Below are 25,425 nucleotides of genomic sequence, written 5' to 3' on the forward strand. Positions count from 1 at the left end.
GGCACAACAGAGGAAGCAAAGTTTCCTGTCATGACAAACGCGCCACGTTTTCCCGAAGAAATGGGACTCTCACAAGACAGCAGCCTTGAACGCGACGCAGCGCGACTTGACGCCTGTGTTGGCCGTTTGGACGAAGCCCGCAAGATGGTTTCATCTGTTATATTTGGGCAGAATGAGGCCGTAGAGCAAACACTTATCGGCATTTTATCTGGTGGTCACGTCCTGATGGTCGGTGCACCCGGCCTTGGAAAGTCATTACTTGCACACACATTGGGCAAGGTCCTTGGCCTTCTCGATAAACGCGTTCAGTTCACCCCCGACCTGATGCCAGCAGATATCCTTGGCTCCGAAGTTCTGGAAGAAGGCGCGGATGGCAAACGCGCATTTCGGTTCATCAAGGGGCCGGTATTCTGCCAGTTGCTACTGGCCGACGAGATCAACCGCGCCAGCCCGCGCACCCAGTCCGCCCTGTTGCAGGCCATGCAGGAACGCGAGGTATCCGTCGCCGGTTACAGCCACAAGCTTCCTGAACCGTTCCACGTTCTGGCCACCCAGAACCCGCTGGAACAGGAAGGCACCTATCCCCTGCCCGAAGCACAGCTTGACCGCTTTCTTCTGGAAGTCCGGCTAGGCTATCCCGATCAGGATGAAGAACGCCGCATCGTGACCGAAACCACCGGACGCTATCCGGTGCGCCCAAGGCAGGTTCTTCAGGCGGACGATCTGGCCGAGGCGCAGGATTTTGTCCGTCGCCTGCCGATGCCTGACCGGGTGCTTGATACCATCATCGCCCTTTGCCGCGAATGTCGCCCCGAAAGCACGCATATGGCCGATATACGCGATAATGTTGCCTGGGGTCCCGGCACACGCGCGGCACAGGCGCTGTCACTTGCCTGTCGTGCGCGAGCAATGCTGTTTGGGCGTTTCGCACCCTCAATCGAGGATATAGAAGCCCTTGCCGTTCCGGTTCTGCGCCATCGCTTCGGATTGACTTACGGGGCCCGGGCCGAGGGCTTTACCGCACGGGGCCTGATTACCAACGCGCTGGATTATCTGCAGGAGAAATAGGAATTGGCATTGGCCGCGGTCCACGATCATGTTGCAGCCGCGCGGGCACTGGCGGCCCGATTGCCGCAACTGATCGATGAAAGCCGACGCATGGCGATCAGCCTGCGAAGTGGCCTTCATGGCAACCGCAAGGTTGGTCCCGGCAGCGATTTCTGGCAATTCCGCCCCTATATCACCGGTGACCCCACCAACCAGATCGACTGGCGCCGTTCCGCGCGCAGTGATCATACCTTCATCCGCCAGACCGAGTGGCAGGCAAGCCACAATTACTGGATCTGGCCGGTTCTATCCCCGTCCATGTACTGGTCATCGGCACGGGACATCCCGTTCAAGGCCGAACGTACCCTGATCATTTCCATCGCACTCGCTGATTTGCTGCTGCGCAACGGGGAAACGGTCGGAACGTTCGATGCCGAACGAACCCGCATCACATCTGCCGAACATCTTGAAAAACTGGCTCATGCCATGCTGGCAAGTCCGGGCAACATCACCGATCATGCCGGTGCGATGCATGCCGGTCGCAAACATTCGGTTCTGGTACTTGGTGATTTTCTGGAGTTCGTGGACAGTAACCAGTCACCGGTTCGCGCGATCAAAACCCTCGGCCAGTATCAGAATGACGGCGCGCTGGTACATGTCCTTGATCCCGCTGAGATCGAGCCCCCCTTTACCGGACGGGTCAATTTCATGGATACCGACGATCAGATGATATACCGAAGCGAACGGTTCGAAGACCTTCGGGAAGGTTTCCGGCAACGTGCCAAAACATGGCGTGCCGACATTCGAGATGCTGCACGCGAAAATGACTGGCTTTGCGATCGGCATGTGACATCGGAAAGTGCAAGCCCTACCCTGCTTGCACTTTATCAGCATCTGAGCGAACGCCAGAGCCAAAGTGGATCGAACGGGCGCGGGCGTCCGGCGATGAACCGCAATAGCACGACGAGGCCGCGATGAACCTTGCGGCGATAACGTTTTTATATCCTGCAATGCTTGCCGGTTTGCTGGTTTTGCCGATTGTCTGGCTTATTATCCGCTCAGCACCCAGGGCTCCGAAACAAATCGTGTTTCCGGCGGCCCGGCTATTGCGGGGGCTGCGTGCCAACCGGCGCGACATGCAACGCGCACCTATCTGGCAGACGATATTGCGTTGCCTGATCCTCACCATGCTGATTTTGGCGGCCTCCCGACCGGTTCTGAACCGGACAGAGTTTTCGCAAAACGAAGGTGCCCTTCTTGTCATCGCCGACAATAGCTGGTCATCCGCAGCAAACTGGACGGAATATCGGACGGGTCTGCGTCAGATTATAAATCAGGCGCGACTTGACTTGCGTAGCATCTATATCGCGCAAACCGCGCCGGAAGCTTCGGGCGCAACCACAACCCGCCTCCCCGACATCATCGGCCCGGTATCCCCGCATGAGGCCGAACACTTCATTGATCGTCTGCATCCTCGACCCTGGGCACCGGATTATGCGGCTTTGTCCAATCAGATTGCCGATCATCAGTATATGGCCAATTCCATAGGCAGCATTTTGTGGCTGACCGACAATATGGAACAATCCGGCAAAGCCGATCTTGCCAATGATCTGGCAACAATCGCCCCGATTACCGTACTTGGACCTGATCGGGATAACGGGATTGCTGTGCAGTCGCTGATCCGTAACCGGACCGGACTTGGCATAACGCTGACCCATCAAAATATTGATGCTCCGCGCGAAATTGTTCTTCTGGCCCGAAATGAACGTGGCCGGGTTCTATTGCGGCACAAGGTAAAAATTGCCCCGGCCACAAATCGGACCGAAGCCGAAATCCCCCTGCCCAGTGATATCACCAATTCGATCCAGTCGGTCGGAATTGAAGGCATTGAATCCGCGGCCACCGTCTTTCAGACCGGTGCCCGCTGGCAGCAGCGCAAGGTTGGTGTGATTGTAAGCTCCGGCGACAGTCCGGTCCTCCTGTCAGATCGATATTTCTTCCTTGATCGCGCAATTTCGCCCTATGCGGATGTGACCTATGCACCGCTTGGAAAACTGCTTGAAGGCGGGATGGATATTCTGGTTGTGGCCGGTCCGATTTCGGGCCTCGGGAGCCAGTATAACGCCCTTGAACGTTGGCTCAGGGATGGTGGCATGTTGGTGAGGTTTGCTGGTGACAGCACAACCGAAGTCGAACCGGAATTCCTGCCTGTAACCCTTCGCTTGGGTAATCGTGATTTCGGTGGATCGATGTCATGGGAGAAACCGAAACGTCTTCTGGCATTTCCTGAAACCAGCCCGTTTTCCGGGATCTCCATTCCCGAGGAAATTACTGTAAACCGACAACTTCTTGCCGAACCTGATCCGGATATTGTTGCCAAGACCTGGGCGCGTCTGACCGATGGTACCCCACTTGTTACCAGCGCACCACGCAATGCTGGGCGAATTGTTCTGTTCCATGTAACCCCGTGGGCCGACTGGTCGAACCTGCCGATGTCGGGTTTATTCGTCGAAATCTGGCAGCGCCTTTTGCCTCTTGCCAGCCCAAGTGATCGCTCGGACACGGAACTGCAAACAAGCCTGCCCCCCCAGTCTGTCCTTGACGGCTTCGGGCGCGCCCATCAACCCGATGCGACGATCCTGCCATTGCGGATGCCGCTACCGGTTCCCGGCCCACGGCACCCACCTGGCATATATGGGGAAAACGGCCAGGCTGTTGCCTTTAACCTTGGTTCATCCCTTCAAAATCTGGATCATCAGATTCGCTGGCCCTCTGACGTAACAATGAGGCAGATCACCAATCAGGACCAGATTGATCTCGCTGCGATGTGCCTGATGGTAGCGATGCTGCTTCTGATCTTTGACGGGGTTGCATTGATACTGGTTCACCATGTCAGTTTAAGACGCTCCCGGCGCAGTGATGCTCTTACCTCTGTGCTTATGATTGCATTTATTGGCACTGCGGCAACAGCAATGACTGTTGGCACCAGTAACAGCGCCCAAGCTGTCGAAACGCAGGCCGCCGCATTACAGCCGCGTCTGGCCTATCTCAAGACCGACGTTGCCCCGATTGATCGCCTCAGCCAATCGGGACTTGCAGGCCTGACCGAAATTCTGCGCCGGCGCAGTGCCGCCGATCTGGCACCGGCAGATGCGATTGACCCTGAAGCAGATGATCTTAGTTTTTATCCGCTGATCTACTGGCCGCTGGTTGACGGGCAACAGCCGTTTTCGGAATTTGCCCAGACGCGTATCAACCGGTATCTCGACAGCGGAGGAATGATACTGATCGACAGTCGTGATCAGGAAGTTGAGCCAGCCCGACTGCGTCGCCTGCTTGCCGGGCTTGAAATTCCGATACTGGACAAGGCACCCGGCGATCACATCCTTTTTCGCAGCTTCTATCTGCTTGATCATGCCTATGGGCGTTTCGCGACACCGCTTTGGCTTGATGCCCGTCCGGATCAACGGCTGGATGGTGTTGCATCTGTTTTATTTGGCGGTAATGACTGGGCATCCGCCTGGATGCTGGAAGAAGGCCGCACACCTGAGAACCGCACGGATGATATTTCCCCGCGGCAGCGCGAAATGGCATGGCGCTTCGGTGTCAATCTGGTGATGTACGCGCTGACTGGCAGCTACAAGGGGGATCAGGTTCATTTGCCTGCGATCCTTGAAAGGCTTGGCCGATGAACCGAAACTGGCAGGACTTTCAGATCGCACCGTTACTTGATATCGGACTACTTCAGATCCTTGCGGTAATCTGCGTCGCAGCAATCCTGCTGTTTGCCGTGTTTCGTCTGCGTGGCACGATCTGGCGGGCAATCGTAATGGCGATCATGTTGCTTGCCCTGATTGCCCCGCAATTTACCGATCAGAACCGCGAAAAACTGAGCGACATCGTCCTGGTGCTGGTTGACCGTTCTAGCAGCCAGAATATCGGCGGTCGTATGGACCAAACCGATGCCGCTATTTCGCAGATACGTAACCGTTTTGCCGACGATCCCAGTATCGAGCTACGTATTGAGGACGTTCCGGGCGAAACGGACACCCGTATATTTTCCGCCCTTGACCGACTTCTTGGCGGTATCCCGCGCGAAAGACTGGGCGGTGTCGTGATGATCACCGACGGCCAGATTCACGACATTCCGGCGAATCTGGATTTGGGCGCACCGCTTCATGCCCTCATCACCGGACGCGAAGACGAACGCGACCGGCGTTTGCAAATCCGCCAGACAGCCGATTACGGCATCGTTGGCAAAAATGCGGATTTTATGGTCGAAGCCATTGATCACAGCCTTGCCACCGGAAGCCCCGTATCGGTTCGAATGTTACATGAAGACGGAAGCGAACGTAATCTCACACTACCCGCAAATGAACCGCATCGCGTAACCATTCCCGTTCCGCATGCCGGACCTGTCATCGCCGAACTGCGAATGGAAGAAAGTCCGAACGAAACAGATCAGACAAACAACCGGCTGATCCTTGAAACGACCGGTGTACGCGACCGGCTGCGCGTTCTGCTGCTTTCGGGGGAACCACACCCCGGCGAACGGGCCTGGCGTAACCTTCTGCGTGCCGACCCGGGTGTTGATCTGGTGCATTTCACCATCCTGCGCCCGCCGGAAAAAGGCGACGATACACCGATCAACGAATTGGCCCTCATCCCGTTTCCGATCCGGGATCTGTTTGAGGTTCGTCTTCGCCAGTTCGATCTGATCATTTTTGATCGCTATCAGATGCGTGGCGTCCTTCCGCCGCATTATCTTGAAAAGGTCGTGGATTATGTAAAATGGGGCGGTGCCGCACTTGTCGTCGCCGGGCCGGAATATTTGGGTCCTGACGGACTTTCGAACACGGTCCTGGGTGATTTAATGCCGGTTCGTGTCACCGGCCGCGTCATTGAACAACCCTTTGTCCCGCAGGTAAACACCGCCGGGCGCATTCACCCGGTTACGGCCCCGATTGCAGGATCGGTCAATACACCGCCCAAATGGGGGCACTGGTACCGTCAGATTGAAACCCGGGAAGCCGACAACAATGTCATGACCCTTCTGACCGGCGCGGATCAATTGCCATTGCTGTCCTTGCGCCGGATCGAAGAAGGTCGGGCGGCGATGCTGAGCTCGGATCAGATGTGGCTGTGGCAGCGCGGCCATGATGGTGGTGGACCGATTGCTGAAATGCTGCGCCGATTGTCGCACTGGCTGATGAAGGAACCGGCGCTTGATGAAAACACCATCACCACGGAACGCAGTGCCGATGGCAAAAGCCTGAACCTGACCTGGCGAAAGATCGGGGCGGAACCAACAACCGCAACCGGCGCCAATCCGGAAACCGGTGAGGTTGTCCGCACCACCTTTGAACGGCAATCCGACCAGACCTGGCAGGCTACTTTACCGATTGCGGAACGGGGCCTGATCCGCGTTCAGACACTTGATCGCGAAGGTGGCACCCAATCAGCCCTGCATGTTGACCGTGATGTTTTGACCAGTGAGCGCCGCAACACCAATTCCACGCCCGATCTTCTACGGGATCTGGTTCTAGCCAATGGCGGATATATCGACCGTATCGAAAAAGGACTTCCCGATTTCCGCCGGGTAGAGGATGACCGTATCTGGAACGGTACCAACTGGGCTGGTCTGATGGAAACGGAAAGCTATCGTACCGTGATCGGCGGCATTACCAATCTTTTGCCGCTGCCGGTCGTTGCTGTTCTGCTCGGGCTTATATGCCTGATTGGCTGGCGGATCGAAAGCAAGTAGTCCTAATCGGACGGAAACATTGTTTTGTGGAAATTGCACAATCCGCCACGAAACTTTTCAACCAGAAAATCGATAAAGATACGTACCTTGGTCGGCAGATGACGCCGTTCCGGATACACTGCGTAAATCCCGCCGCTGGCCAGTGAATTATATTCATTCAGGATTGAGACCAGTGATCCTTTTTGAAGTGCCTCGGCAACGATAAATTCCGGTTCACGTGCAATACCAAGCCCCCGGATGGCCGCGAACGAAGTGAAATCGCCATTGTTGCACGACATGACCGGATTGACGCGGACATTGATCTGGCCTTCCGGACCTTCAAACTCCCATACATTCGGGTTCGCCAGATTGGTATAGGCAAGCGTCCTGTGGTTCGCCAGTTCGGTCGGGTGTCGGGGTTCCCCATGTTCGGCGATATAGCCCGGCGATGCCACAACATAACCGTTAAAATCGGCAAGCTTGCGGGCAATCAGGCTGGAATCTTTCAACCGCGTGATGCGGATTGCCATATCGAACCCTTCGGCAACAAGATCAACCATATGATCGGCCAGATGAATGTCGACATGCAATCCCGGATGCAGCCCCATAAATTCCGACACCAGATCGGGCATGTAACGCTGCCCGAATGTCAGAGGTGCTGAAATCCGAAGTGTGCCGCGCGGTGTACCGCGCAAATCGGTCAGGGCATGTTCGGCTGTTTCGATTTCCTCAACCACCCGCGCGCAATGCTGATAAAAAGTTGCTCCTGCGTCGGTCAGACTCAACCGGCGTGTCGTGCGATTAAGCAGTCGGATGCCAAGACTGTCTTCAAGCTTGGTGACATGCTTGCTGACTGCAGATTTGGACATGGCAAGCTTGCGCGCGGCGCCGGAGAAGCTTTGCTCCTCCACAACACGGGCAAAAACCGTCATTCCGTCCAGATTGCCGATCAGCATCACCCTGCTCCCCGCCATGCTGCGTCACTGCTATATCACTGCCGCGCAATTGTTGCCTATTTGGAAACAAATTAATGTCATATCCCCTGATTGCGTTCAACGGGGAAATGACGATGATGGGAACAACCACCCCGGCCGCACGTAATCGGCATATCACGGGACCAACAAAAAGCCGGAGGATACGATTATGGGCCTTTTGGTCGATGGAGAATGGAAAGACCATTGGTACGACACGAAATCGACCGGCGGCAAGTTCAAGCGTCAGGATTCCGCATTCCGAAACTGGCTGTCGAAAGACAGTGGCGCAGAATTTCCAGCCGAAGCCGGTCGCTATCATCTATATGTTTCGTATGCCTGCCCGTGGGCGCATCGCACACTGATCTTTCGCGCCCTCAAAGGACTGGAAGATTTGATTTCGGTGTCGGTTGTACATTGGCGCATGCTTGAAAACGGTTGGGAATTTTCCCCCGATGAAGGATTGCCCGATCATCTTGGTAATCACCGTTTCATGCATCAGATTTATACAGCAGCAAAACCCGAGTACACCGGGCGCGTTACGGTGCCGGTACTGTGGGACAAGAAAACCAACCGGATTGTCAGCAATGAGTCTGCTGACATCATCCGGATGCTCAACACCGCCTTTGATGATCTGGGTGCCAAACCAGGTGATTATTATCCCGAAGATTTGCGCACCGAAATCGATGCGATCAATGACCGCGTTTATAACGATGTGAATAACGGTGTTTACAAATCCGGCTTTGCTACCGCACAGGATGCCTATGAAGATGCGGTAACGACGCTTTTTGGCACGCTGGATTGGCTCGAAGACCGTCTGACATCCAATCGCTATCTGGCTGGTGATCGATTGACCGAGGCCGACTGGCGGCTATTCACCACCCTGATCCGTTTCGATCCGGTCTATCACGGGCATTTCAAATGCAATCTGAAAATGCTGAAGGATTACCCGAATCTTTGGGCCTATACGCGCGAGCTTTATCAGGTCCCCGGCATCCAACAGACCGTATTCTTTGATCACATCAAGGGGCACTATTACGAAAGCCACCTGATGATCAACCCAACGGGTATCGTGCCCAAGGGACCAGTTCTTGATCTTGATCAGCCACATGGCCGGGATAAACAGTTCGCCATTTAGGTATCCCTTGCCGGGTTTGAGCACTGGCGTGACGAACAGATCGCCAAACAAAAACCCCCGCAGAAGTTCTGCGGGGGTTTTGCGTTCCGGAAAACCGGAGATTCTTAGTTCAGCCGACCTTTGATTTCCGCGATCGCATTATCGACAAGCTCGTCTGCCTTTGCAGCGGTAACCTTTTCGGAAACCAATGCAAGCGTTGCCTGTGCCGCGATTTCGGCCACACGGGCACGAACTTCGGCAATGGCCTGGGTTTCGAGATTGGCAATACGGTCCATGGCCTGCTGTTCACGACGCTTGAGCGACGCTTTCAGTTCGGCCTGGGCGTTCTCCAGCATGCGGTCGGCTTCCGCCTTGGCATGGGCACGGATTTCATCCGCTTCCTTCAATGCTTCGCGCTGTTTGGCCTGGTATTTGGCCAGAAGCTCCTGAGCTTCTTCACGCAGGCGCTGTGCTTCATCAAGCTCCTCGGAAATTTTCTGCGCACGCTTGTCGAGTGCGCCGGAAATACCCTTAACAGCCTTGAAGCCGCCGAAACCGGCAACCAGCAAGAAGGAAAGCGTGGTCCAGGTATAGGGATCGGTAAGGAACGTAACCTCGTGCGGGGTTGCCATCTTCTTACTCTCCTACGATCGCCGAAACAGCCTTGTCGGCAGTTTTGGCCTGAACCTTGACACCGATAAGCTTGTCGGTTGCTTCACGGGCGATTTCGGATGCGGCTTCTGCCACACCTTTCATCGCGTCGTCTTTTGCACCGGCAATGGCTTTTTCGGCATCAGCGGTCTTTTTCGACAATTTCTTGACCAGCGCTTCGGTTTTCGCAGCATGCTCCGCAGCTGCTTTTTCCGTTGCTTCACGAATATCTGCCTGTGCGGCATCACGAGCTTCTGCCAAGGCAGCTTCGTACTTCGCGATGGCGGCATCGGTTTCGTCTTTCAACGCCCGGGCCTTGCCAAGGTTGTCTTCAATGGTTTTGTGACGGCGTTCCAGAACTTCCCCAACCTTCGGCAGCGCGATCTTCGACATCAGGAAATACAGGATGCCAAAAATAACGAACAGCCAGAAAATCTGTTCCGAGAACGTCGCAATATCAAACTGCGGCATAGCCTACTCCCGAATTCAACGACACCGGCGAGGGGTATCCTCGCCGGGCCGAGTATTCGCGCAAAAGGCGCCGATTAGCCGAACAGAACGATCAGCGCAACGACGAGTGCGAACAGTGCAATAGCTTCGGTAACGGCAAAGCCGATCCAGCCATACAGTTCAACGTCGCCTTTTGCAGCCGGGTTACGGCCAACAGTCGCAATCAGGCTCGACCAGATGTTACCAACCCCGATACCGGCACCAATCATGCCAATAGCAGCCAGGCCAGCACCGATCATCTTAGCAGCATCGAGTTCCATAACTTCACCCTTTCGAATTTCTTAAAGGCAATCAGAAGAGATCACACCGGTCCACTAGCATTAGTGCATGTGGATTGCATCATGGAGATAGATGCAGGTGAGAATGGTGTAGACATAAGCCTGAAGCGCAGCAATGCCGAACTCCAGAACCGTAATCCCCGTCAGAAGAGCGAACGGAAGGACGCCGAAGATGCCGATCAGGCCGACGAACCCGCCAATCACTTTCAGCATGATGTGTCCGACGGTCATGTTCGCAAACAGTCGGATCGCCAAGCTGAACGGACGAGAGAAATAGGAGATGACTTCAATCGGGATCAGAATGAAGGCCGTTGCGATCGGCGCACCTTCCGGGAAGAACATCCGGAAATAATGCGTACCGTGGCGAACGAAGCCAATAATGGTCACACCGATAAAGATCACCAGAGCCATCGCAAAGGTAACAGCGATATGGCTTGTAAACGTAAAGCTGTGCGGGATCATGCCAAGCAGGTTCCCGAACAGAACAAACATAAACAGGGTAAAAACGAACGGGAAGTACTTGCGACCCGCAGTTCCAACGTTATCTTTCAACATATTGGCGACGAATTCATACATCACCTCGGCGGCACCCTGCCAACGGCCAGGTACCAATGCCCCGCGACGCATGCTGAGCGTCATGAAGCCCGTTACGAGAACGGCTGCGATCACCATCCAAAGTGCGGAGTTGGTGAAGGAAACATCAACGCCAGCAACCGAAAGCTCGGCCAAGGGCTTGATTTCAAACTGCTCTAGCGGTCCAGCCACCGTAATCCTCGCTCAATCTTTTGAGGGCCAAGGCTAATCCTTGTCCCCCTGCTTGCGCTCCCCCATCGCGCGCCCAAGTCCGACTGCACTGTCGAATCCTTTGGCCACCCGATAAGCGTTAAGACCACCGGCACCTGCTCCGAGAAATACAAACAGAACAAGCAACCAGGGCGTCGTATCAAGCACCCGATCCAGCGCCCAGCCAATCAATAGTCCAACAAGAACCGCAGCTATCATTTCCGCCGAAATTCTCATTCCTAATGCCATCCCTTGGGATGGTTTGCCGGTCGCCCGGTTCGGGCCGTGCGTTTCTTCACGCTTGCTTGCTACAGCCGCCAACTTGCTTTCAAGCTCTGCTAATGAAGCGCGATCTTTATCATCGCTCATTGTCGTGAACCCCGCTGTGGCAGCCTTGCAAACGTCGCAAGGAAATGCGCGGGCAACATACTTAGCGCCCCATAGGCTGTCAAGCCGTAAAACCCGGCCCTGCCGGGGGGATGCAATTGCATTTAACCATTTGTTTTGTAACAATTTTATTGTCGAAATGTGCGATCATTCACATTTGACGTTAGGCGATAGTCGCACCCGCATTTACCGGAGATTTACCCAAAAGCCGTCGCGCAACCGGCGGTTTCCCTTGGTTCCTGCCCCTTTGAACCGCAGAATTGGCCTTCTGTGTAACGAGTGTGAATTCAATCGCTTTTTATCGATTTCAACCTTTTACCGCGCGGTTTGGGCCCAATATCGCAATGATGTCCCGACACCGGTCACAAAGGGGCACCACCTACCTGGCCGATTCATCGCAAATCCGCTCGCATCGTTACCAACAGAAACACCGATCCGCGATTACTTCGGCAAATCGACCGATAGGCATCGCTGTCCGTCCTGCTGCTGCCAGCCGCTTTCGGATGACGATGCCAGCATCCAGTCAAACTTATGAAATAGCCCCCAGACCGCTGCCAATGTATTGTCTGCTATCTGGTTCATGTCGATTGGCTGTTTATGCAGGATTTCGTCGCGCAACCGGGCCGATATATCCTCAAAGGACGTCTTGCCATCAAACAGCGCCAAAAGCCGTGCCAGATCTGGCCCAGCTGTGAGGTCGACCGCATTGCCGGTACCATCTGCAAGGACAATCGGTTTGCCCGCATTGCTGAGCAGATCGTCAAAGAAGCTTTCAGAAGGGGCAGCAAAGAACCACGGACATAAATCGCGGTCCGGCATTGCGGTTGCGGACACTGCACGTTTGGAGTCAGGACGCGTAAGATAAAACGCGTGCAACGGCATTGCACCACTGTAACGTTCACAAAATGCCTGCTGATCACGAAGCGGCAAAGACATCAGATCGCGCAGGATTTTCGGATCGGCAATTTGGTTATCAATGCTGTAATGCGCCTTGCCGGTGCCGCCAAAGCCGAAAAAGCCGGTAAAGGCTGCAACTTCAAGCCCGGCTGACGCCGCAAAGTCATAAACACCGTGCACGTCATAGGCACATTCAACCGGATGCAGCAGCAGATCGACAATCTCGGGATCATTTTCAAGCAATCCTTTGATAAAGCCCGGACCACCACCCATTTTAAGCAGCATGTTGCCTTCGGGTAGGGTCGAAAGCAGGCTCCGCGTCATGGCGAGCTGTTCGTCAAGTGTCTTGCCCGGCAGAAGCGGCGCAACCATCCTGCGCCACTCGGTCACGGCAAAGCGGCCATGTTCACCGTACAGCATCGCACCGATGCACCCGTCATCGGCAAGGACTGCAACCAGATCACCAAGCCCCTCTTCCGGCATTTCAAGGTGGTGCAGCACACCTGCACAATTGATGTAATCGAACTTTTTCGGTGCAGTCGCGGCGAACTCGCCAATCGTCGCATTTACATAGGTGACATTGGTTAAACCGCGTGCCTCGACGCGCGCACGCGCCACCCTCGTACTGGCACTTGATGGTTCAAGATAGGTGACCTGCCCGCCGCAATCGCGCAGTTGTTCCGCCAGCCAGACAAGACTGTCTCCGGTTCCCCCGCCGGCAACAAGTGCGTGAAAACCGGCATCAATCTTTTTGCGGCCACCAAAACCATAATGATTGACCCGGGAAAGAGTATCCATCGGCGGCATCAGCAACCGGTCCTTTTCCTCCTGCGGGTCGCGCATCGGATAAGGAAACTGTTCGTATAACGCGCGGACTTCTTTGGACATTCTGCACACTTTTCCCGGTTGGAGTGTCTCGTCAAGACTCCCTCTTAACCTAAAGACAGATCCTAACGAAACCCCAATACGGGAAAAATGATCAGTTGGTGAAATCGAGCTCTTTTTGCTCTTTCTGGGAATAAACCTCTGCCTGACGCAGATCCACCGACACCAGCGAGGAAACGCCGCGTTCCGCCATGGTCACACCAAACAGGCGATTCATTCGGGCCATGGTCATGCGATGGTGGGTAATCACAAGGAAGCGCGTATTGGCGTGGCGACCAATCGCTTCAAGCAGCTTGCAGAACCGGTCCACGTTGGCGTCGTCAAGCGGTGCATCAACTTCGTCAAGCACGCAGATCGGGGCCGGGTTGGTCAGGAACACCGCAAACAAAAGCGCAACAGCGGTCAATGCCTGCTCGCCCCCCGAGAGCAATGAAAGGTGCTGCAATTTCTTGCCCGGCGGAGATGCCATGATCTCAAGACCGGCTTCAAGCGGGTCATCCGCGTCGGTCAGCATCAGATGCGCGCCACCACCGCCAAACAGCCTAACAAACAGCTGTTGGAAATGCTTGTCGACTTCGTCAAATGCGGCCTTCAGACGGTTTCGCGCTTCCCGGTTCAGCTGGTTGATGCCGTTGCGCAATTTATCAATCGCTGCAATCAGGTCATCGCGTTCGGAAACCAGCGTGTCTTTCTGTTCTTCCATCTCGGCCAGTTCGACCTCGGCGCGCAGGTTGACCGCACCAAGGTTTTCGCGTTCGCGCGACTGACGTTGCAAACGGGCTTCGATATCGTCTTCGGAAGGCAATTCCTTGGTCTGGTCGATTTCGGCCAGTTCAACAAGCTGATCGGGGGTGGCATTAACCCGTTCGCGAATGCGTTCAATCAAATCTCGGCGGTGCTGTTCTGCCTGTTCCAGAAGTGCTTCACACCTAACCCGGCCTTCGCGGGCCTCGGCAAGTTTCTGTTCCGCTTCTTTCAGGTTGTGATCTGCTTCGCGCTGCGCATTTTCGGCACGTGCCAATTCATCAGCCGCATCCTTGCGCGCCTGGTCGGCTATTTCGATCCGGTCCGAAAGGATCGCACGGCGTTCCTCGATCTCGTCGGGCTTAAGCTCAAGCTCCTCGATCTCCATCCGCGCTTCTTCCTGACGCTCGCGAAGCTGGGCCACACGTTCACCCGCCCCCGATGCGCGATCATTCCAGGATGCGATTTCGCTTTCGACAAATTCAAGGCGCTTGCGACGGCCTGATGCGTCACGCTGCATCCGTTCAAGCTGGCTTCGCGCTTCCATCTGATCGGCACGCGCATCCGAAAGCTCGGCACGCTTTTCAATCAACTCTGCCTTGATTTCCATCAGGCCTTCGCTCGATTCCTCGGGCGTTGCGGCAAGCTCTTCCTGCTCGGCGATCAGTTCGTCCAGATCCTGCTTGGCGCGCTTTTCGGCTTCTTCAGCATGTTGCAGACGACCTTCAATGGCGCTGGCGTCACGTTTGATATTGGCAATTTCCTCACGCGCGCGGGCCAAAGATCCCTCCGCCTCGCGAAGGGCGCGGTGGGCTTCCTGTTCGCCATTGCGCGCGGCTTCGATATCTTCTTCAAGACGTTCGACATTTTCACGTGCCGTATCGGCCTTTTCGACCGCAAGTTCGACCGCTTCGTCGACCTCCTCAAGCTCATGACGCAATTCTTCAAGTCTATTACGCTGCCGCAACCGTGCTGCCGCTGGAAGTTCCGCACCAACCTTAATACGATAACCATCCCACCGCCAAAGCGCACCGTCGCGCGACACCAGCCGTTGCCCGGTTTTCAGCGTTTTGGCCAGCCAGTTCCCGGTTGCCTCGTCATCGACAACCCCGATCTGCCAAAGACGGCGGTTCAGCAATGCCGGACCTTCAACAAATTTCGCCAGCGCCTGAACCCCCTCGGGCAGGGCCGGGTCATCCGCACCGGGGTCAACCACCGACCAGTGCATCGGCGCATCTTCGGCATCGGGCGCGTCAAGGTCTTCTCCAAGTGCCGCGGCCATCGCCATTTCAAGACCGCTGGTCACCGAAAGCTTTTCGATCACCGCCGGGAATTGCTGATCAGCATTTCCCTTGACCAGACTTTCAAGCGCTTCGATTTCGGCCACAAGCCGTGCCTTGCGGCTTTCAACATCACGAAGCGCATCGCGCGATGCGGTTTCGGCTGTTTTCAGGCTATCTTCACGATCCCGCAATTCGGCAAGGCGCATCTCGGCTTCTTCGATGGCAAGCTTGCGCTGCTCGCAAAGTTCCTCGCATTCCTCAAGCGCCAGACCGGCTTCTTCAAGGGCATCGGTAAAATCGGCTTCAATCCGGATATCATCAAGGCGTGCAACCGCCTCGTCATAGCGTTCGGTCAGACGCGACCGGCGGGCGGAAAGTTCGCTTAGCCGCTGCTGAACGCTTTTAAGTCGGGCTTCCTCGGCCGCGGCCCGGCTGGTCAGTTCGTCAACCTGCCCTTCCAACGTCTCGACCCTTGCGGCCTGCTCGACGGCGCGTTCCTTTGCCTCGTCAAGCTCGTCATCCTCGCCGCCCTGCGCTTCGCGCAGTTCTTCGCGTTCATTTTTAAGCTTGTTCAGGGCACCTTCGGCGTCGCTTGCCAGTTCGGCTTCACGTGCAAGATCGGCATCAATCTGCTGGATGCGCGCGCGAAGCTGCGACATCTGTGTTTCGATCTGGGCCTTGTCCTTGTCCAGCCCTTCGCGCTCGATCAGCATACGCTGCAGGGCCGCTGCCGCATCGCTTTCCTTTTTGCGAAGTTCGGGAAGGCTTGCAGCAATATGGGCCTGAATGGTGGTGGCCTCGGTCACCTGACCGGTCAGGTCACGCACGGCACTTTCACCGAGCACAAGCAATTCACGGGCATCTGCCTGCCGTTTGTCGGCATCTGTCCAGCGGATGAGGAACAGCAATGCTTCGGTCTGGCGAATACTTTCGGAAAGTTTGCGATACCGTTCGGCCTGTCGGGCCTGCTTTTGCAGGGATGCGATCTGGCTATCAAGTGTCACCAGAACGTCTTCAAGACGTTCCATATTCTGTTCGGCATTTTTAAGCCGAAGCTCGGCCTCATGGCGGCGTGAATGCAGGCCGGTGATCCCGGCGGCTTCTTCCAGAACAAGCCTGCGCTGGCTTGGCTTCGCCCCGATCAGGGCCCCGATCTTGCCCTGCGACACCATGGCGTTTGACCGCGCCCCGGTTGCCGCATCAGCAAACAGCAGTTGGACGTCACGCGCGCGGACATCCTTGCCATTCACCTTGTAATTCGAGCCACCACTGCGTTCGATGCGTCGAACGACTTCAAGTGTCTCGTGATCGTTGAACATTGCCGGGGCTTTACGTTCCGCATTATCCAGAACGACAGTAACCTCGGCAACATTTCGTGCAGGACGGGACGATGTTCCGCCAAAAATAACGTCAGACATGTCCGAGCCGCGCATCTGCTTGGCCGAGGTTTCCCCCATGACCCAGCGCAGCGCTTCGACAAGATTGGATTTGCCACAACCATTCGGGCCGACAACCCCTGTCAGCCCGTCTTCCACCAATAATTCGGTTGAATCGACGAAGGATTTGAACCCCGTCAGCCGTAGCGATTTAAACTGGACCAATCATGCCCCCGGTCCGTCCCTTCCCCTGATTGCCAGATGCCGCATTTGCGGCATCTAGCAAGATCACATTTATCAGTTGGTCAGTTCTTCGACCTTATCTTCGAAGAACTTCAGATCGCGCGAACCGGCAAAGGTTTCGCCATCGATAACGAAGCTCGGCGTTGAATTGACCTTGAATTCCTGTTCACCGCGCATGCGCGATGCAACGATCCCGTCAATCAGGGCCTCGTCCGACATGCAGGCATCAACCGCATCGCTATCCATACCGGCAAAACGGACCACCTGTTTGATCCCTTCGATCGGGTCAGATGCACGTGCCCAGGTCATCTGCGATTTGAACAGCATCCCCAGAACACCGAAATAACGATCATCACCGGCACACTGTGCAACAGCAGCGGCGCGCACGGCAACACCATCCAGCGGATAATCGCGGAAGATCAGTTTCGCCTTACCGGTATCGATCAGCGATTTCTTGATTTCCGGCAGGGTTTCATTGTGGAACGCGGCGCAATGCGGGCAGGTCAGCGACGCATATTCAATGATCGTCACCGGCGCATCCGGATTACCAAGCACATGTTCCTTATATTCCACAGCCTTGGCCTGCTGCGCCCCGACAACACCAATCGCAAACGCGAATACGACCGCAAAAAACTTAACTGCCTTCAGCAAGGAAACCTCCGTTAAAACAATATTTTGTGATTACAAGCCTGTTGCAGCGCGGGAGTCAACACGCCCCCCAAAAGCGCTAATGAGCCAACGAGTCGCCAACATCGTTTGGAAATACGGCAACTCCGTGATCACACATTATGGGAAAATGATTCGATCCGGCCCGCACCGGAATAAGGCTTTGGGCCCCTGATTGGCAAATGACTTACACGTGATTTAAAATACAATTTCACCGGCTATTTCTTCTGTCCCGGTTGCCCGCGTGAATGGATATCCCCCGAAATGCGACGTCCAAGTCGGGTCAGCACTTCGCGCAGATGCGGGTCTTCGATTTTGGCGATATCGACTTCGCTGGTTTCGCGGATTGGGCCTTCGGGCACGTTTTCCGGTCGTTTGACCTTGCGTTCGGGGCGGGAAATATCACCCTGCATCATCTTGATGCGTTCCACCGCACGATACCCAAAATAGGTATTCACCCGGTCGATGATCTGCGGCATGCGGTGCTGCAATTCAATCGCCACCGGCCCGGTCACCCGGATCACAAGCGTCCCACCCCCGGCATTTTCACCCCGCGGCGGGTTGTATTTGACCGGCATGGTGAATTGTTCAAGGTCACGACCGACAATTTCCGCCCAGTGCAAAATAATTTCGGCCTGAAAGAAACCTCGTTTGCGCACCAGTGGGCGCGTCAGATTGCCAACCATGGCAGCGATATTACGCAGGCCCATCCGGCGTTCTGAGCTGCCCATCGGAGTAATTTTCTGTTTCTTTTTGACCGCATTTTTTGCCGCGACCATATCGGCACGCTGATCGGGCGTGCTATGTGTCGGCGTATCGGTCATATCTTTTTGCTTGCTCACGCCCGCTTCTTTCGTAGGGTCTGCTAAGAACCTAAACGTAATTACCCGTTTTCATCCCCGCAACATAACACGGGAACGCCGTGCATTTCACCAACGACGAAATCCATCACCTCGGCCGGACCATGCTGGACTGGTACGACGGTCATCATCGCACCCTTCCATGGCGCGCCGAACCGGGCGACGCACAGGACCCTTATCGCGTCTGGCTGAGCGAAATCATGCTCCAACAGACCACCGTGACTACGGTCGGTCCCTATTTCGCAGCATTCCTGCAACGCTGGCCGACCATAACCGATCTTGCCAATGCCGATCTCGACGAAGTTCTGCATTCCTGGCAGGGGCTGGGATATTACGCACGTGCGCGTAACCTGCATAAATGTGCCAAGGTTATTGCCGATGAGTATGGCGGCCGGTTCCCTGATACCGAGGAAGACCTTCTGAAGCTGCCCGGCATCGGTCCCTATACCGCCGCCGCAGTTGCAGCCATCGCCTTTAACCGCCATTCAAGCCCGGTCGATGGCAATATCGAGCGAGTCATTTCCCGTCTTTTTGCCCTTGAAACCCCGTTGCCCGACGTCAAACCTGAAATCAAGGAAAAGTCGGCAACCCTGACCCCGGCCGACCGGCCGGGCGACTACGCACAGGCACTCATGGATTTGGGGGCAACCATCTGCACGCCGCGTAATCCCGCATGCGGCATTTGTCCGTGGCAGGCCTCCTGCGAGGGCCGCAAATCGGGCATCGCCCCGGAACTGCCGAGAAAACGCAAAAAGCCTGCCAAACCGACCCGGGTCGGATATGCCTTCTGGATACGGCGCGATGACGGGAAGATCCTTGTCCGCCGACGCCCCGAAAAAGGATTGCTGGGCGGACTTTACGAAGTTCCCGGTAGTGACTGGCGTGCGATTGATGCCCCGGACGACGTGATGCTGTCCGAAGCCCCGATCAAGGTCAGCTGGACGGCACTGGATGGCACTGTCGGGCACACTTTCACCCATTTCCATCTCGATGTGACGGTTCTTGCCGCCAACATATCTGAAAGCGATGCCGCGAAGCTTGATGGCAGCTGGACAACAATTGATGGGTTATCGGAATTTGCCCTGCCGACGGTGATGAAAAAAATCGTCAGACATGCGCTAAAGTACCGCTGAACCGGGTTCAATCGATTCACCTGAACAAAAAGAAAGGCCCGCTGCCATCCCGGCGCGGGCCTTTTAAACTCGTATGCAATCGGTCAGGCGTAGATATCAATGACCTGTCCACGACCCGTACTACTGGGCGGGGCCGATTGTTGCGATGTGTCGGTTTCCGCCACCTGATCGACCCGTTGGGTCGGCGGTGACTGAAGATCGTTACCACCAGTTTCGGCGATCGGCGCTGTTGCCTGCTGAATCTGGACCGGGTTCGGTGCGTAAGCGGCACTACCTGTTGCGCCAACCTGCATGGGGCTCTCCATCTATCCTTACGGATGATTCCAATATTCAAGATATAACAAGAATTGTCCCCAAATGCAAAAGGCCGGACGGTTTCACAACCGTCCGGCCTTCCAGATCAGATCATTTTACGCGTGCTGCTCCGCAAAAAATCAGGCGGAAACCTGTCCCATTTCCTTGCGAAGCTGACTGCGCAGATTGTCGATCACAACCAGACGCCCATCACACTTGTAGTGCCAGTAAGTCCAACCATTGCAAGCCTGTGCGCCCTGAACATGGGCCCCGATCTGATGGATCGAACCGGCATTGTCCTTGTGACTGATTGAGCCATCGGCACGAACAAGCGCTGCAACATTGCCGCGGTTGTCATAAATCTTGTCGCCCGGCGCCAGAAGACCGCGTTCGATGACCGCACCAAACGGAATACGCGGAAGCGACCGCTTCGACTCCGTCATCTCGAGGCTCTCGCCATCAAGCATCTGAACCTTGGCAATGCGTTCCTTGGCGGCCTTGGCATATTCTTCTTCGCGCTCAAGCCCGATGAAATGACGGCCAAGACGACGCGCGGCCGCACCGGTGGTGCCGGTACCAAAGAACGGATCAAGCACAACGTCGCCCTGACGGGTCGTCGCCAGCAGAACACGCTGCAACAATGCTTCGGGTTTCTGGGTCGGATGGACCTTTTTACCCTTTTCATTCTTCAGACGCTCGGACCCGGAACAGATCGGCAGCAGCCAGTCGGACCGCATCTGCAATCCCTCGTTAAGCTGCTTCATCGCTTCATAATTGAAAGTGATCGCCTTTTGCTCGGCGTTTTTCGAACACCACAGCAGGGTTTCATGCGCGTTGCAGAAACGTTTGCCACGGAAATTCGGCATCGGGTTGGTTTTGCGCCACACGATGTCGTTCAGGATCCAGTAACCGATATCCTGCATCACCGTGCCGACGCGATAAATGTTGTGATACGAACCGATCACCCAGATCGCACCGGTATCCTTAAGGACACGGCGCGCGGCGGTCAGCCAGTCACGGGTGAAATCGTCATAGTGACGAAAACTGTCAAACTGGTCCCAGTGATCGTCAACTGCGTCGACCTTGGAATTATTAGGGCGCAGCAGATCACCACCCAACTGCAGGTTATAGGGCGGATCGGCAAAAATCAGATCGACCGACTTTTCCGGCAGGCTGTTCATCAGTTCGATGCAGTCCCCGACCATAACCTGATCAAGCGGTAAGGATGTCTTCTTTGTCATGATGCGTTCTAGGTTCCCCCATATTTCTTGAGGAAAGCATCACCGCAAAAAGTTAATAGACTCCGAAAATTTTCAAGGAGTCGCGACAGTTTCAAAGTAATTTCAGCCGTTTAGACAATCTTAACCGGTTCGGCTCAAAAACAGGAAGATTTTCGTCCCCGACATCAACAGCCCAAAACCCCGCATATTATCGTCGGACTCCATGTTTTTATTCTGGTCTGACCGGATTGATGTGGGCGATATGCCATGCGCATTCGCTGGTTCTGAATTCACGCATCCGTAAATCCACGTAATTCAATACATCCTGATGTGAATTTGATTACAGCAATTTAGCCGAAAACGGCAATTTGACCATTTGGACAACTCTGTATTTGCCCTTCTTCTGATCATGTATACAATCTGCATATCAAATACGCAGAAAAGTAGAATTTCCAAGATTGGCAATAACCTGCAGGGGGACATCATGAAGTCTGGTACTTTCCATCTTTCCCGTCGTGCAATGCTGTCGGCCATGGCCGCAGTAGCCGCGGTGGTATCTTTTGGCCTTGGCGCACCGGCAATGGCCGCCGACCCGATCAAGGTTTCGGCGATCTACACCGTTCCGGTCGAACAGCAATGGGTTTCACGTATCCACAAGGCGCTGAATGCGGCCCAGGAACGTGGCGACATCACCTATGAATTTTCCGAAAACGTCGCCAATACCGACTATGAACGCGTGATGCGTGAATATGCCGAAAATGGCTCGGCCCTTATTCTGGGCGAAGTTTTCGGTGTTGAACGCGCGGCTCGGAAGGTTGCCGCCGATTATCCCGAAACCGCGTTTCTGATGGGTTCGAGCTTCGGCCCCGAAGGCGACAATTTCTCGGTCTTTGACAACTACATCCATGAACCAAGCTATCTCGTCGGCATGGCGGCTGGCAAGGCGACCAAATCGAACAAGATCGGCATGGTCGGGGGCTTTGCCATTCCGGAAGTCAACCGCCTGATGAATGCCTTTATGGAAGGTGCCAAATCGGTCAATCCGGATGTCGAATTCACCGTGACCTTCATCAATAGCTGGTATGACCCGCCCAAGGCAAAAGAAGCCGCGTTTGCGATGATCGATAAGGGTGCCGACGTCATGTATGCCGAACGCTTTGGCGTTTCGGATGCTGCCAAGGAACGCGGTGTTCTTGCGGTTGGCAACGTGATTGATACCGCAGCCGATTATCCGGGCACCATTCTGGGTTCGGCACTCTGGCATATGGAACCGACCGTTGATCACGCTATTGCCGCCGTCAAGGCGGGAGAATTCAAGGCCGAAGATTACGGCAAGTTCAGCTATATGGCACCGGGTGGCGGCACCGTCGTTCTGGATGGCGCCCTTCTGCCCAATGGAACCGTTGCCGAAGTTGAAGCCAAGCAGGCTGAAATTCTTGATGGCAGCTTTACCGTCAACGTAAATGACGAAGAACCGAAATCTTCCATGTAAGATTTCTTCCACTTTGCGGGCAGTCCGGTTTAAACATCGGACTGCCTTTCGTTTTCGGGGAACACCCCCGCCGCTATCGCAATACGGCCAAGGCGTGACACATAAAAATTAACGGATCAGCCGGATGTCATCTGCTGCCAACCCATCTTTGGAAACGTCCCCGCAATTGCTGCTGCAACTGGCTGCAATCACCAAGAAATTCGGCCCCCTGATCGCCAATGACGCCATCGACCTTGATGTGCACAAGGGTGAAATCGTTGCCCTGCTTGGCGAAAACGGTGCGGGCAAAACCACCCTGATGAACATCCTGTTTGGCCATTATGTCGCCGACGGGGGAACCGTGATGGTCGCGGGTGCGGATGGCATCCTTGCCCCGCTTGAACCCGGCACACCGCAGGCGGCCCTTGATGCCGGCATCGGCATGGTTCATCAGCATTTCACGCTGGCCGAAAATCTAAGCGGCCTTGATAATATTGTCCTTGGTACGGAACCGATTTTCCGCCTGCGCCGCGACCGCACCGGTGCACGGGCCAAACTGACGAAGCTGATGGCGGGATCGGGTCTTAACGTCGATCTTGATCAGCCGGTTCACAAACTGACCGTCGGCGAAAAGCAGCGCGTTGAAATCCTTAAAGCCCTTTATCGCGATGCCCGTTTGCTGGTGCTTGACGAACCGACCGCGGTTCTGACGCCGCAGGAGGCAGACAGCCTTTTTGCAACCCTTCGCCAACTTGCCGCGACCGGGCTTTCGGTCATTATCATTGCCCATAAACTGGCCGAGGTTCTGGCGGTTTCCCATCGCATCGCGGTTCTGCGCGGCGGCAAAAAGGTTGGCGAAATGGCAACCGATCAGGCCGACCGGCGATCAATTGCCGAATTGATGGTTGGCCGCGATGTTCCGGTCAGCCGACGCAGCGAACGCGTACCGGGCAAACCGGTCATAGGACTTCGGGATGTTACGATTGATCGTGGCGATGCCAGACGTTCCCTTCATGGGGTGAACCTTATGGCGCGTGAAGGCGAAATTCTTGGCATTGCCGGGGTATCGGGTAACGGGCAGGCGGCGTTGGCACAATTGATTGCAGGGCTGGATCGTCCTGATATTGGTTCAGTCGAGATTTTTGGTGAAAAAGTCACGAAATTCGATGCCCATCAGTTCGCCCAGAATGGCATCGCTCGCATTCCCGAAGACCGCCATCATGACGGCATGGTCGGATCGATGACGGTGGCGGAAAACATCGCCATTGAAGATGTCCGGTCCCCCGATTACCAGAAATTTGGCTTTCTTGATTTCGAGGCAATCCGCAAACGGGCCGAACATGCAATTGTAGATTATGATGTGCGCTGCCCGGGCCAGGATGCCCCTGCACGCCTATTATCTGGCGGGAATATTCAAAAACTTATCCTTGCTCGCGTACTGGAAAAATCACCAAAACTGATCCTCGCCAACCAGCCATCACGCGGACTTGACGTTGGTGCGCAATCCGAAGTCCACAGGCGGCTTCTTGAGGCACGCGAAGGCGGGGCAGCGGTGGTTCTGATATCCGAGGATCTCGATGAACTTCTGACCCTGTCCGATCAGATTGCGGTGATTCATGCCGGTCATGTATCGGCAGCAATTGCGGCACATGATATCGACAGGTCCGAGCTTGGCCTGATGATGGCTGGACAGAAAAAAGGCGATATCGATTTCGGGGCTGATAATTTTGAGTCCAGCACAAAGCCCCGCGAAAAAGCCGATGAAAATGCCCCAAGATCAGGAGACCCGGCGTGATTCGGTTTGAACCCCGCACCAATCCACCCGCAATCATGGTCTATGGCGTGCCTGTCATGGCGGCAATTATCGCCATTCTTCTGGCGGCGATCCCACTTGCCTTGGCCGGGGCACCGATCATCAAGGCCTATGGCCTGATGATTAGTGGCGCTTTCGGATCGATGTTTTCAATTTCGGAAATGCTGACACGTGCGACACCGTTGATCCTGACCGGGTTGGCAGCCGCCATCGCATTTCGGGCCAAGCTTTGGAATATCGGGGCCGAGGGGCAGCTTTACATGGGGGCCATGGCCGCCGTTGCCATCGGATCAGGTGTCATTGACGGGCCAAGCTATATCATGATCCCGGTGGTGCTGATTGCCGGGGCTCTCGCCGGGGCAGTGATGCTGATCGGGCCGACGCTTTTGAAAACGCGGCTGGGGGTGGACGAGGTCGTGACCACCTTGCTTCTGAACTTCATCGTCATTCTGTTTGTGCAGATGATGCTCGAAGGTGCGCTGAAAGACCCGATGTCGATGGGGTGGCCCCAGTCCGAACCGGTGATTGATAGCGCCGTCCTACCGCCGCTGATCGATCGGATGCGGGTGCATATGGGGCTTCTGGTCGCGCTGATATGTGCCGTGGCTTTGGCGATTTTCGTCAAGCGCACCGTCTGGGGATTTGAAATCCGCGCTGTTGGTGAAAATGCCGCCGCAGCCAGGTTTTCCGGCATTTCGGTGACCAAAACCATGGTGCTGGTCGCGATGCTGTCTGGTGGTTTGGCCGGACTTGCCGGTGTATCGGAAGTGGCGGGAACCCGTGGCTACCTCGCGACCGATCTGTCGCCGGGTTATGGCTATGCCGGGATCGTCGTTGCCATGCTGGCCCGGCTGTCACCGATTGGCGTGATCATTTCCGCACTGTTTGTGGCGTCGGTTTTTGTCGGTGCAGATTCCATGAGCCGCGCGATTGGCGTTTCAAGTTATCTGGCCGATCTGATTGTCGCAATGGCGTTGCTGTGCGTTTTGATCGGCGGGTTTCTGACCCGGTTCATGGTCCATTTCGAACGCCAGAAATCGGCGGGTTAAAGGG

Annotated in this window: 21 protein-coding genes; 9 read left to right on the forward strand and 12 right to left on the reverse strand. The window is 55.4% G+C overall.

The genetic code is table 11. The features are described from left to right. Window positions 1-30 precede the first annotated feature (30 nt). From AUP42_RS10485 to AUP42_RS10500, 4 genes are read left to right on the forward strand one after another with little or no spacing between them, the layout of a single operon-like run. Window positions 31-1,068: an AAA family ATPase gene (locus AUP42_RS10485; protein WP_062951566.1), complete on the forward strand. Its 1,038-nt coding sequence runs from the start codon at window positions 31-33 to the stop codon at window positions 1,066-1,068. Between the two features lie 3 nt (window positions 1,069-1,071). Then, the gene (locus AUP42_RS10490) at window positions 1,072-2,025 is read left to right on the forward strand and encodes a DUF58 domain-containing protein (RefSeq protein ID WP_062951567.1); all 954 of its coding nucleotides are present in this window, start codon (window positions 1,072-1,074) and stop codon (window positions 2,023-2,025) included. Next, a complete protein-coding gene (locus AUP42_RS10495) occupies window positions 2,022-4,739 on the forward strand; it encodes a DUF4159 domain-containing protein (protein WP_062951568.1) in 2,718 nt (905 codons plus the stop codon). The genes AUP42_RS10490 and AUP42_RS10495 overlap by 4 nt, the downstream gene beginning before the upstream one ends. Continuing rightward, window positions 4,736-6,811 carry a hypothetical protein gene (locus tag AUP42_RS10500; protein WP_062951569.1) on the forward strand — a complete coding sequence of 692 codons (2,076 nt, stop codon included), beginning with the start codon at window positions 4,736-4,738 and terminating at the stop codon, window positions 6,809-6,811. Before AUP42_RS10495 ends, AUP42_RS10500 begins: the two co-directional genes overlap by 4 nt. Window positions 6,812-6,813: 2 nt before the next feature. Here the strand turns inward: AUP42_RS10500 and AUP42_RS10505 are convergent, their stop codons facing one another. Beyond that, window positions 6,814-7,746, reverse strand: a complete 933-nt coding sequence (locus tag AUP42_RS10505) for a LysR family transcriptional regulator (protein ID WP_062951570.1) — start codon at window positions 7,744-7,746, stop codon at window positions 6,814-6,816. A gap of 187 nt (window positions 7,747-7,933) precedes the next feature. Here AUP42_RS10505 and AUP42_RS10510 point away from each other — a divergent pair, with 187 nt between their 5' ends. After that, complete coding sequence (locus AUP42_RS10510) at window positions 7,934-8,899, forward strand: glutathione S-transferase family protein (RefSeq protein WP_062951571.1); 966 nt, start codon at window positions 7,934-7,936, stop codon at window positions 8,897-8,899. 104 nt (window positions 8,900-9,003) lie between these two features. On the opposite strand, the gene AUP42_RS10515 is transcribed toward AUP42_RS10510, so the two are convergent. From AUP42_RS10515 to AUP42_RS10555, 9 genes are all read right to left on the reverse strand, one after another. After that, window positions 9,004-9,510, reverse strand: a complete 507-nt coding sequence (locus AUP42_RS10515; RefSeq protein WP_062951572.1) for a F0F1 ATP synthase subunit B — start codon at window positions 9,508-9,510, stop codon at window positions 9,004-9,006. A 4-nt stretch (window positions 9,511-9,514) separates the two neighbouring features. Beyond that, window positions 9,515-10,000, reverse strand: coding sequence for a hypothetical protein (locus tag AUP42_RS10520; protein WP_062951573.1), 486 nt, complete (start codon window positions 9,998-10,000; stop codon window positions 9,515-9,517). 74 nt (window positions 10,001-10,074) lie between these two features. After that, window positions 10,075-10,299, reverse strand: coding sequence for an ATP synthase subunit C family protein (locus AUP42_RS10525; protein ID WP_007089066.1), 225 nt, complete (start codon window positions 10,297-10,299; stop codon window positions 10,075-10,077). 60 nt (window positions 10,300-10,359) lie between these two features. Then, a complete protein-coding gene (locus AUP42_RS10530) occupies window positions 10,360-11,082 on the reverse strand; it encodes a F0F1 ATP synthase subunit A (protein WP_062951574.1) in 723 nt (240 codons plus the stop codon). Between the two features lie 33 nt (window positions 11,083-11,115). Further along, entirely contained in the window at window positions 11,116-11,469 is a 354-nt protein-coding gene (locus AUP42_RS21900) for an AtpZ/AtpI family protein (RefSeq protein WP_062951575.1), read from the reverse strand. 459 nt (window positions 11,470-11,928) lie between these two features. Further along, a complete protein-coding gene (locus AUP42_RS10540; protein WP_062951576.1) occupies window positions 11,929-13,272 on the reverse strand; it encodes a class I SAM-dependent methyltransferase in 1,344 nt (447 codons plus the stop codon). A 91-nt stretch (window positions 13,273-13,363) separates the two neighbouring features. Then, window positions 13,364-16,897, reverse strand: a complete 3,534-nt coding sequence (gene smc / locus AUP42_RS10545; RefSeq protein WP_062951577.1) for a chromosome segregation protein SMC — start codon at window positions 16,895-16,897, stop codon at window positions 13,364-13,366. A gap of 72 nt (window positions 16,898-16,969) precedes the next feature. After that, on the reverse strand, window positions 16,970-17,566 hold the full coding sequence (locus AUP42_RS10550) for a thioredoxin domain-containing protein (RefSeq protein WP_062951578.1): 597 nt from the start codon (window positions 17,564-17,566) through the stop codon (window positions 16,970-16,972). A gap of 233 nt (window positions 17,567-17,799) precedes the next feature. After that, window positions 17,800-18,423, reverse strand: a complete 624-nt coding sequence (locus AUP42_RS10555) for a DUF721 domain-containing protein (RefSeq protein ID WP_062951579.1) — start codon at window positions 18,421-18,423, stop codon at window positions 17,800-17,802. Window positions 18,424-18,503: 80 nt separating this feature from the next. Here AUP42_RS10555 and mutY point away from each other — a divergent pair, with 80 nt between their 5' ends. Beyond that, window positions 18,504-19,574: an A/G-specific adenine glycosylase gene (gene mutY / locus AUP42_RS10560; protein ID WP_156484596.1), complete on the forward strand. Its 1,071-nt coding sequence runs from the start codon at window positions 18,504-18,506 to the stop codon at window positions 19,572-19,574. A gap of 83 nt (window positions 19,575-19,657) precedes the next feature. On the opposite strand, the gene AUP42_RS10565 is transcribed toward mutY, so the two are convergent. Beyond that, a complete protein-coding gene (locus AUP42_RS10565; RefSeq protein ID WP_062951580.1) occupies window positions 19,658-19,867 on the reverse strand; it encodes a hypothetical protein in 210 nt (69 codons plus the stop codon). 141 nt (window positions 19,868-20,008) lie between these two features. Further along, complete coding sequence (locus AUP42_RS10570; RefSeq protein ID WP_037990538.1) at window positions 20,009-21,109, reverse strand: site-specific DNA-methyltransferase; 1,101 nt, start codon at window positions 21,107-21,109, stop codon at window positions 20,009-20,011. 463 nt (window positions 21,110-21,572) lie between these two features. On the opposite strand from AUP42_RS10570, the gene AUP42_RS10575 reads away from it, so the two are divergent. From AUP42_RS10575 to AUP42_RS10585, 3 genes are all read left to right on the forward strand, one after another. Continuing rightward, window positions 21,573-22,580 carry a BMP family protein gene (locus AUP42_RS10575; RefSeq protein ID WP_062951665.1) on the forward strand — a complete coding sequence of 336 codons (1,008 nt, stop codon included), beginning with the start codon at window positions 21,573-21,575 and terminating at the stop codon, window positions 22,578-22,580. Between the two features lie 124 nt (window positions 22,581-22,704). Beyond that, complete coding sequence (locus AUP42_RS10580; protein WP_062951581.1) at window positions 22,705-24,354, forward strand: ABC transporter ATP-binding protein; 1,650 nt, start codon at window positions 22,705-22,707, stop codon at window positions 24,352-24,354. Next, a complete protein-coding gene (locus AUP42_RS10585; RefSeq protein ID WP_062951582.1) occupies window positions 24,351-25,421 on the forward strand; it encodes an ABC transporter permease in 1,071 nt (356 codons plus the stop codon). Before AUP42_RS10580 ends, AUP42_RS10585 begins: the two co-directional genes overlap by 4 nt. Window positions 25,422-25,425: the final 4 nt, after the last annotated feature.

This window comes from Thalassospira lucentensis (assembly GCF_001613805.1).
Taxonomy (GTDB): domain Bacteria; phylum Pseudomonadota; class Alphaproteobacteria; order Rhodospirillales; family Thalassospiraceae; genus Thalassospira; species Thalassospira lucentensis_A.

Coding starts and splice junctions, on each gene's coding strand:
- AUP42_RS10500 (WP_062951569.1), top strand. CDS start 4,736: ATGAACCGAAACTGGCAGGACTTTCAGATCGCACCGTTACTTGATATC.
- AUP42_RS10495 (WP_062951568.1), top strand. CDS start 2,022: ATGAACCTTGCGGCGATAACGTTTTTATATCCTGCAATGCTTGCCGGT.
- AUP42_RS10510 (WP_062951571.1), top strand. CDS start 7,934: ATGGGCCTTTTGGTCGATGGAGAATGGAAAGACCATTGGTACGACACG.
- AUP42_RS10570 (WP_037990538.1), bottom strand. CDS start 21,109: ATGACAAAGAAGACATCCTTACCGCTTGATCAGGTTATGGTCGGGGAC.
- AUP42_RS21900 (WP_062951575.1), bottom strand. CDS start 11,469: ATGAGCGATGATAAAGATCGCGCTTCATTAGCAGAGCTTGAAAGCAAG.
- AUP42_RS10575 (WP_062951665.1), top strand. CDS start 21,573: ATGAAGTCTGGTACTTTCCATCTTTCCCGTCGTGCAATGCTGTCGGCC.
- AUP42_RS10515 (WP_062951572.1), bottom strand. CDS start 9,510: ATGGCAACCCCGCACGAGGTTACGTTCCTTACCGATCCCTATACCTGG.
- AUP42_RS10565 (WP_062951580.1), bottom strand. CDS start 19,867: ATGCAGGTTGGCGCAACAGGTAGTGCCGCTTACGCACCGAACCCGGTC.
- AUP42_RS10505 (WP_062951570.1), bottom strand. CDS start 7,746: ATGCTGATCGGCAATCTGGACGGAATGACGGTTTTTGCCCGTGTTGTG.
- AUP42_RS10485 (WP_062951566.1), top strand. CDS start 31: ATGACAAACGCGCCACGTTTTCCCGAAGAAATGGGACTCTCACAAGAC.
- AUP42_RS10580 (WP_062951581.1), top strand. CDS start 22,705: ATGTCATCTGCTGCCAACCCATCTTTGGAAACGTCCCCGCAATTGCTG.
- AUP42_RS10540 (WP_062951576.1), bottom strand. CDS start 13,272: ATGTCCAAAGAAGTCCGCGCGTTATACGAACAGTTTCCTTATCCGATG.
- AUP42_RS10525 (WP_007089066.1), bottom strand. CDS start 10,299: ATGGAACTCGATGCTGCTAAGATGATCGGTGCTGGCCTGGCTGCTATT.
- AUP42_RS10520 (WP_062951573.1), bottom strand. CDS start 10,000: ATGCCGCAGTTTGATATTGCGACGTTCTCGGAACAGATTTTCTGGCTG.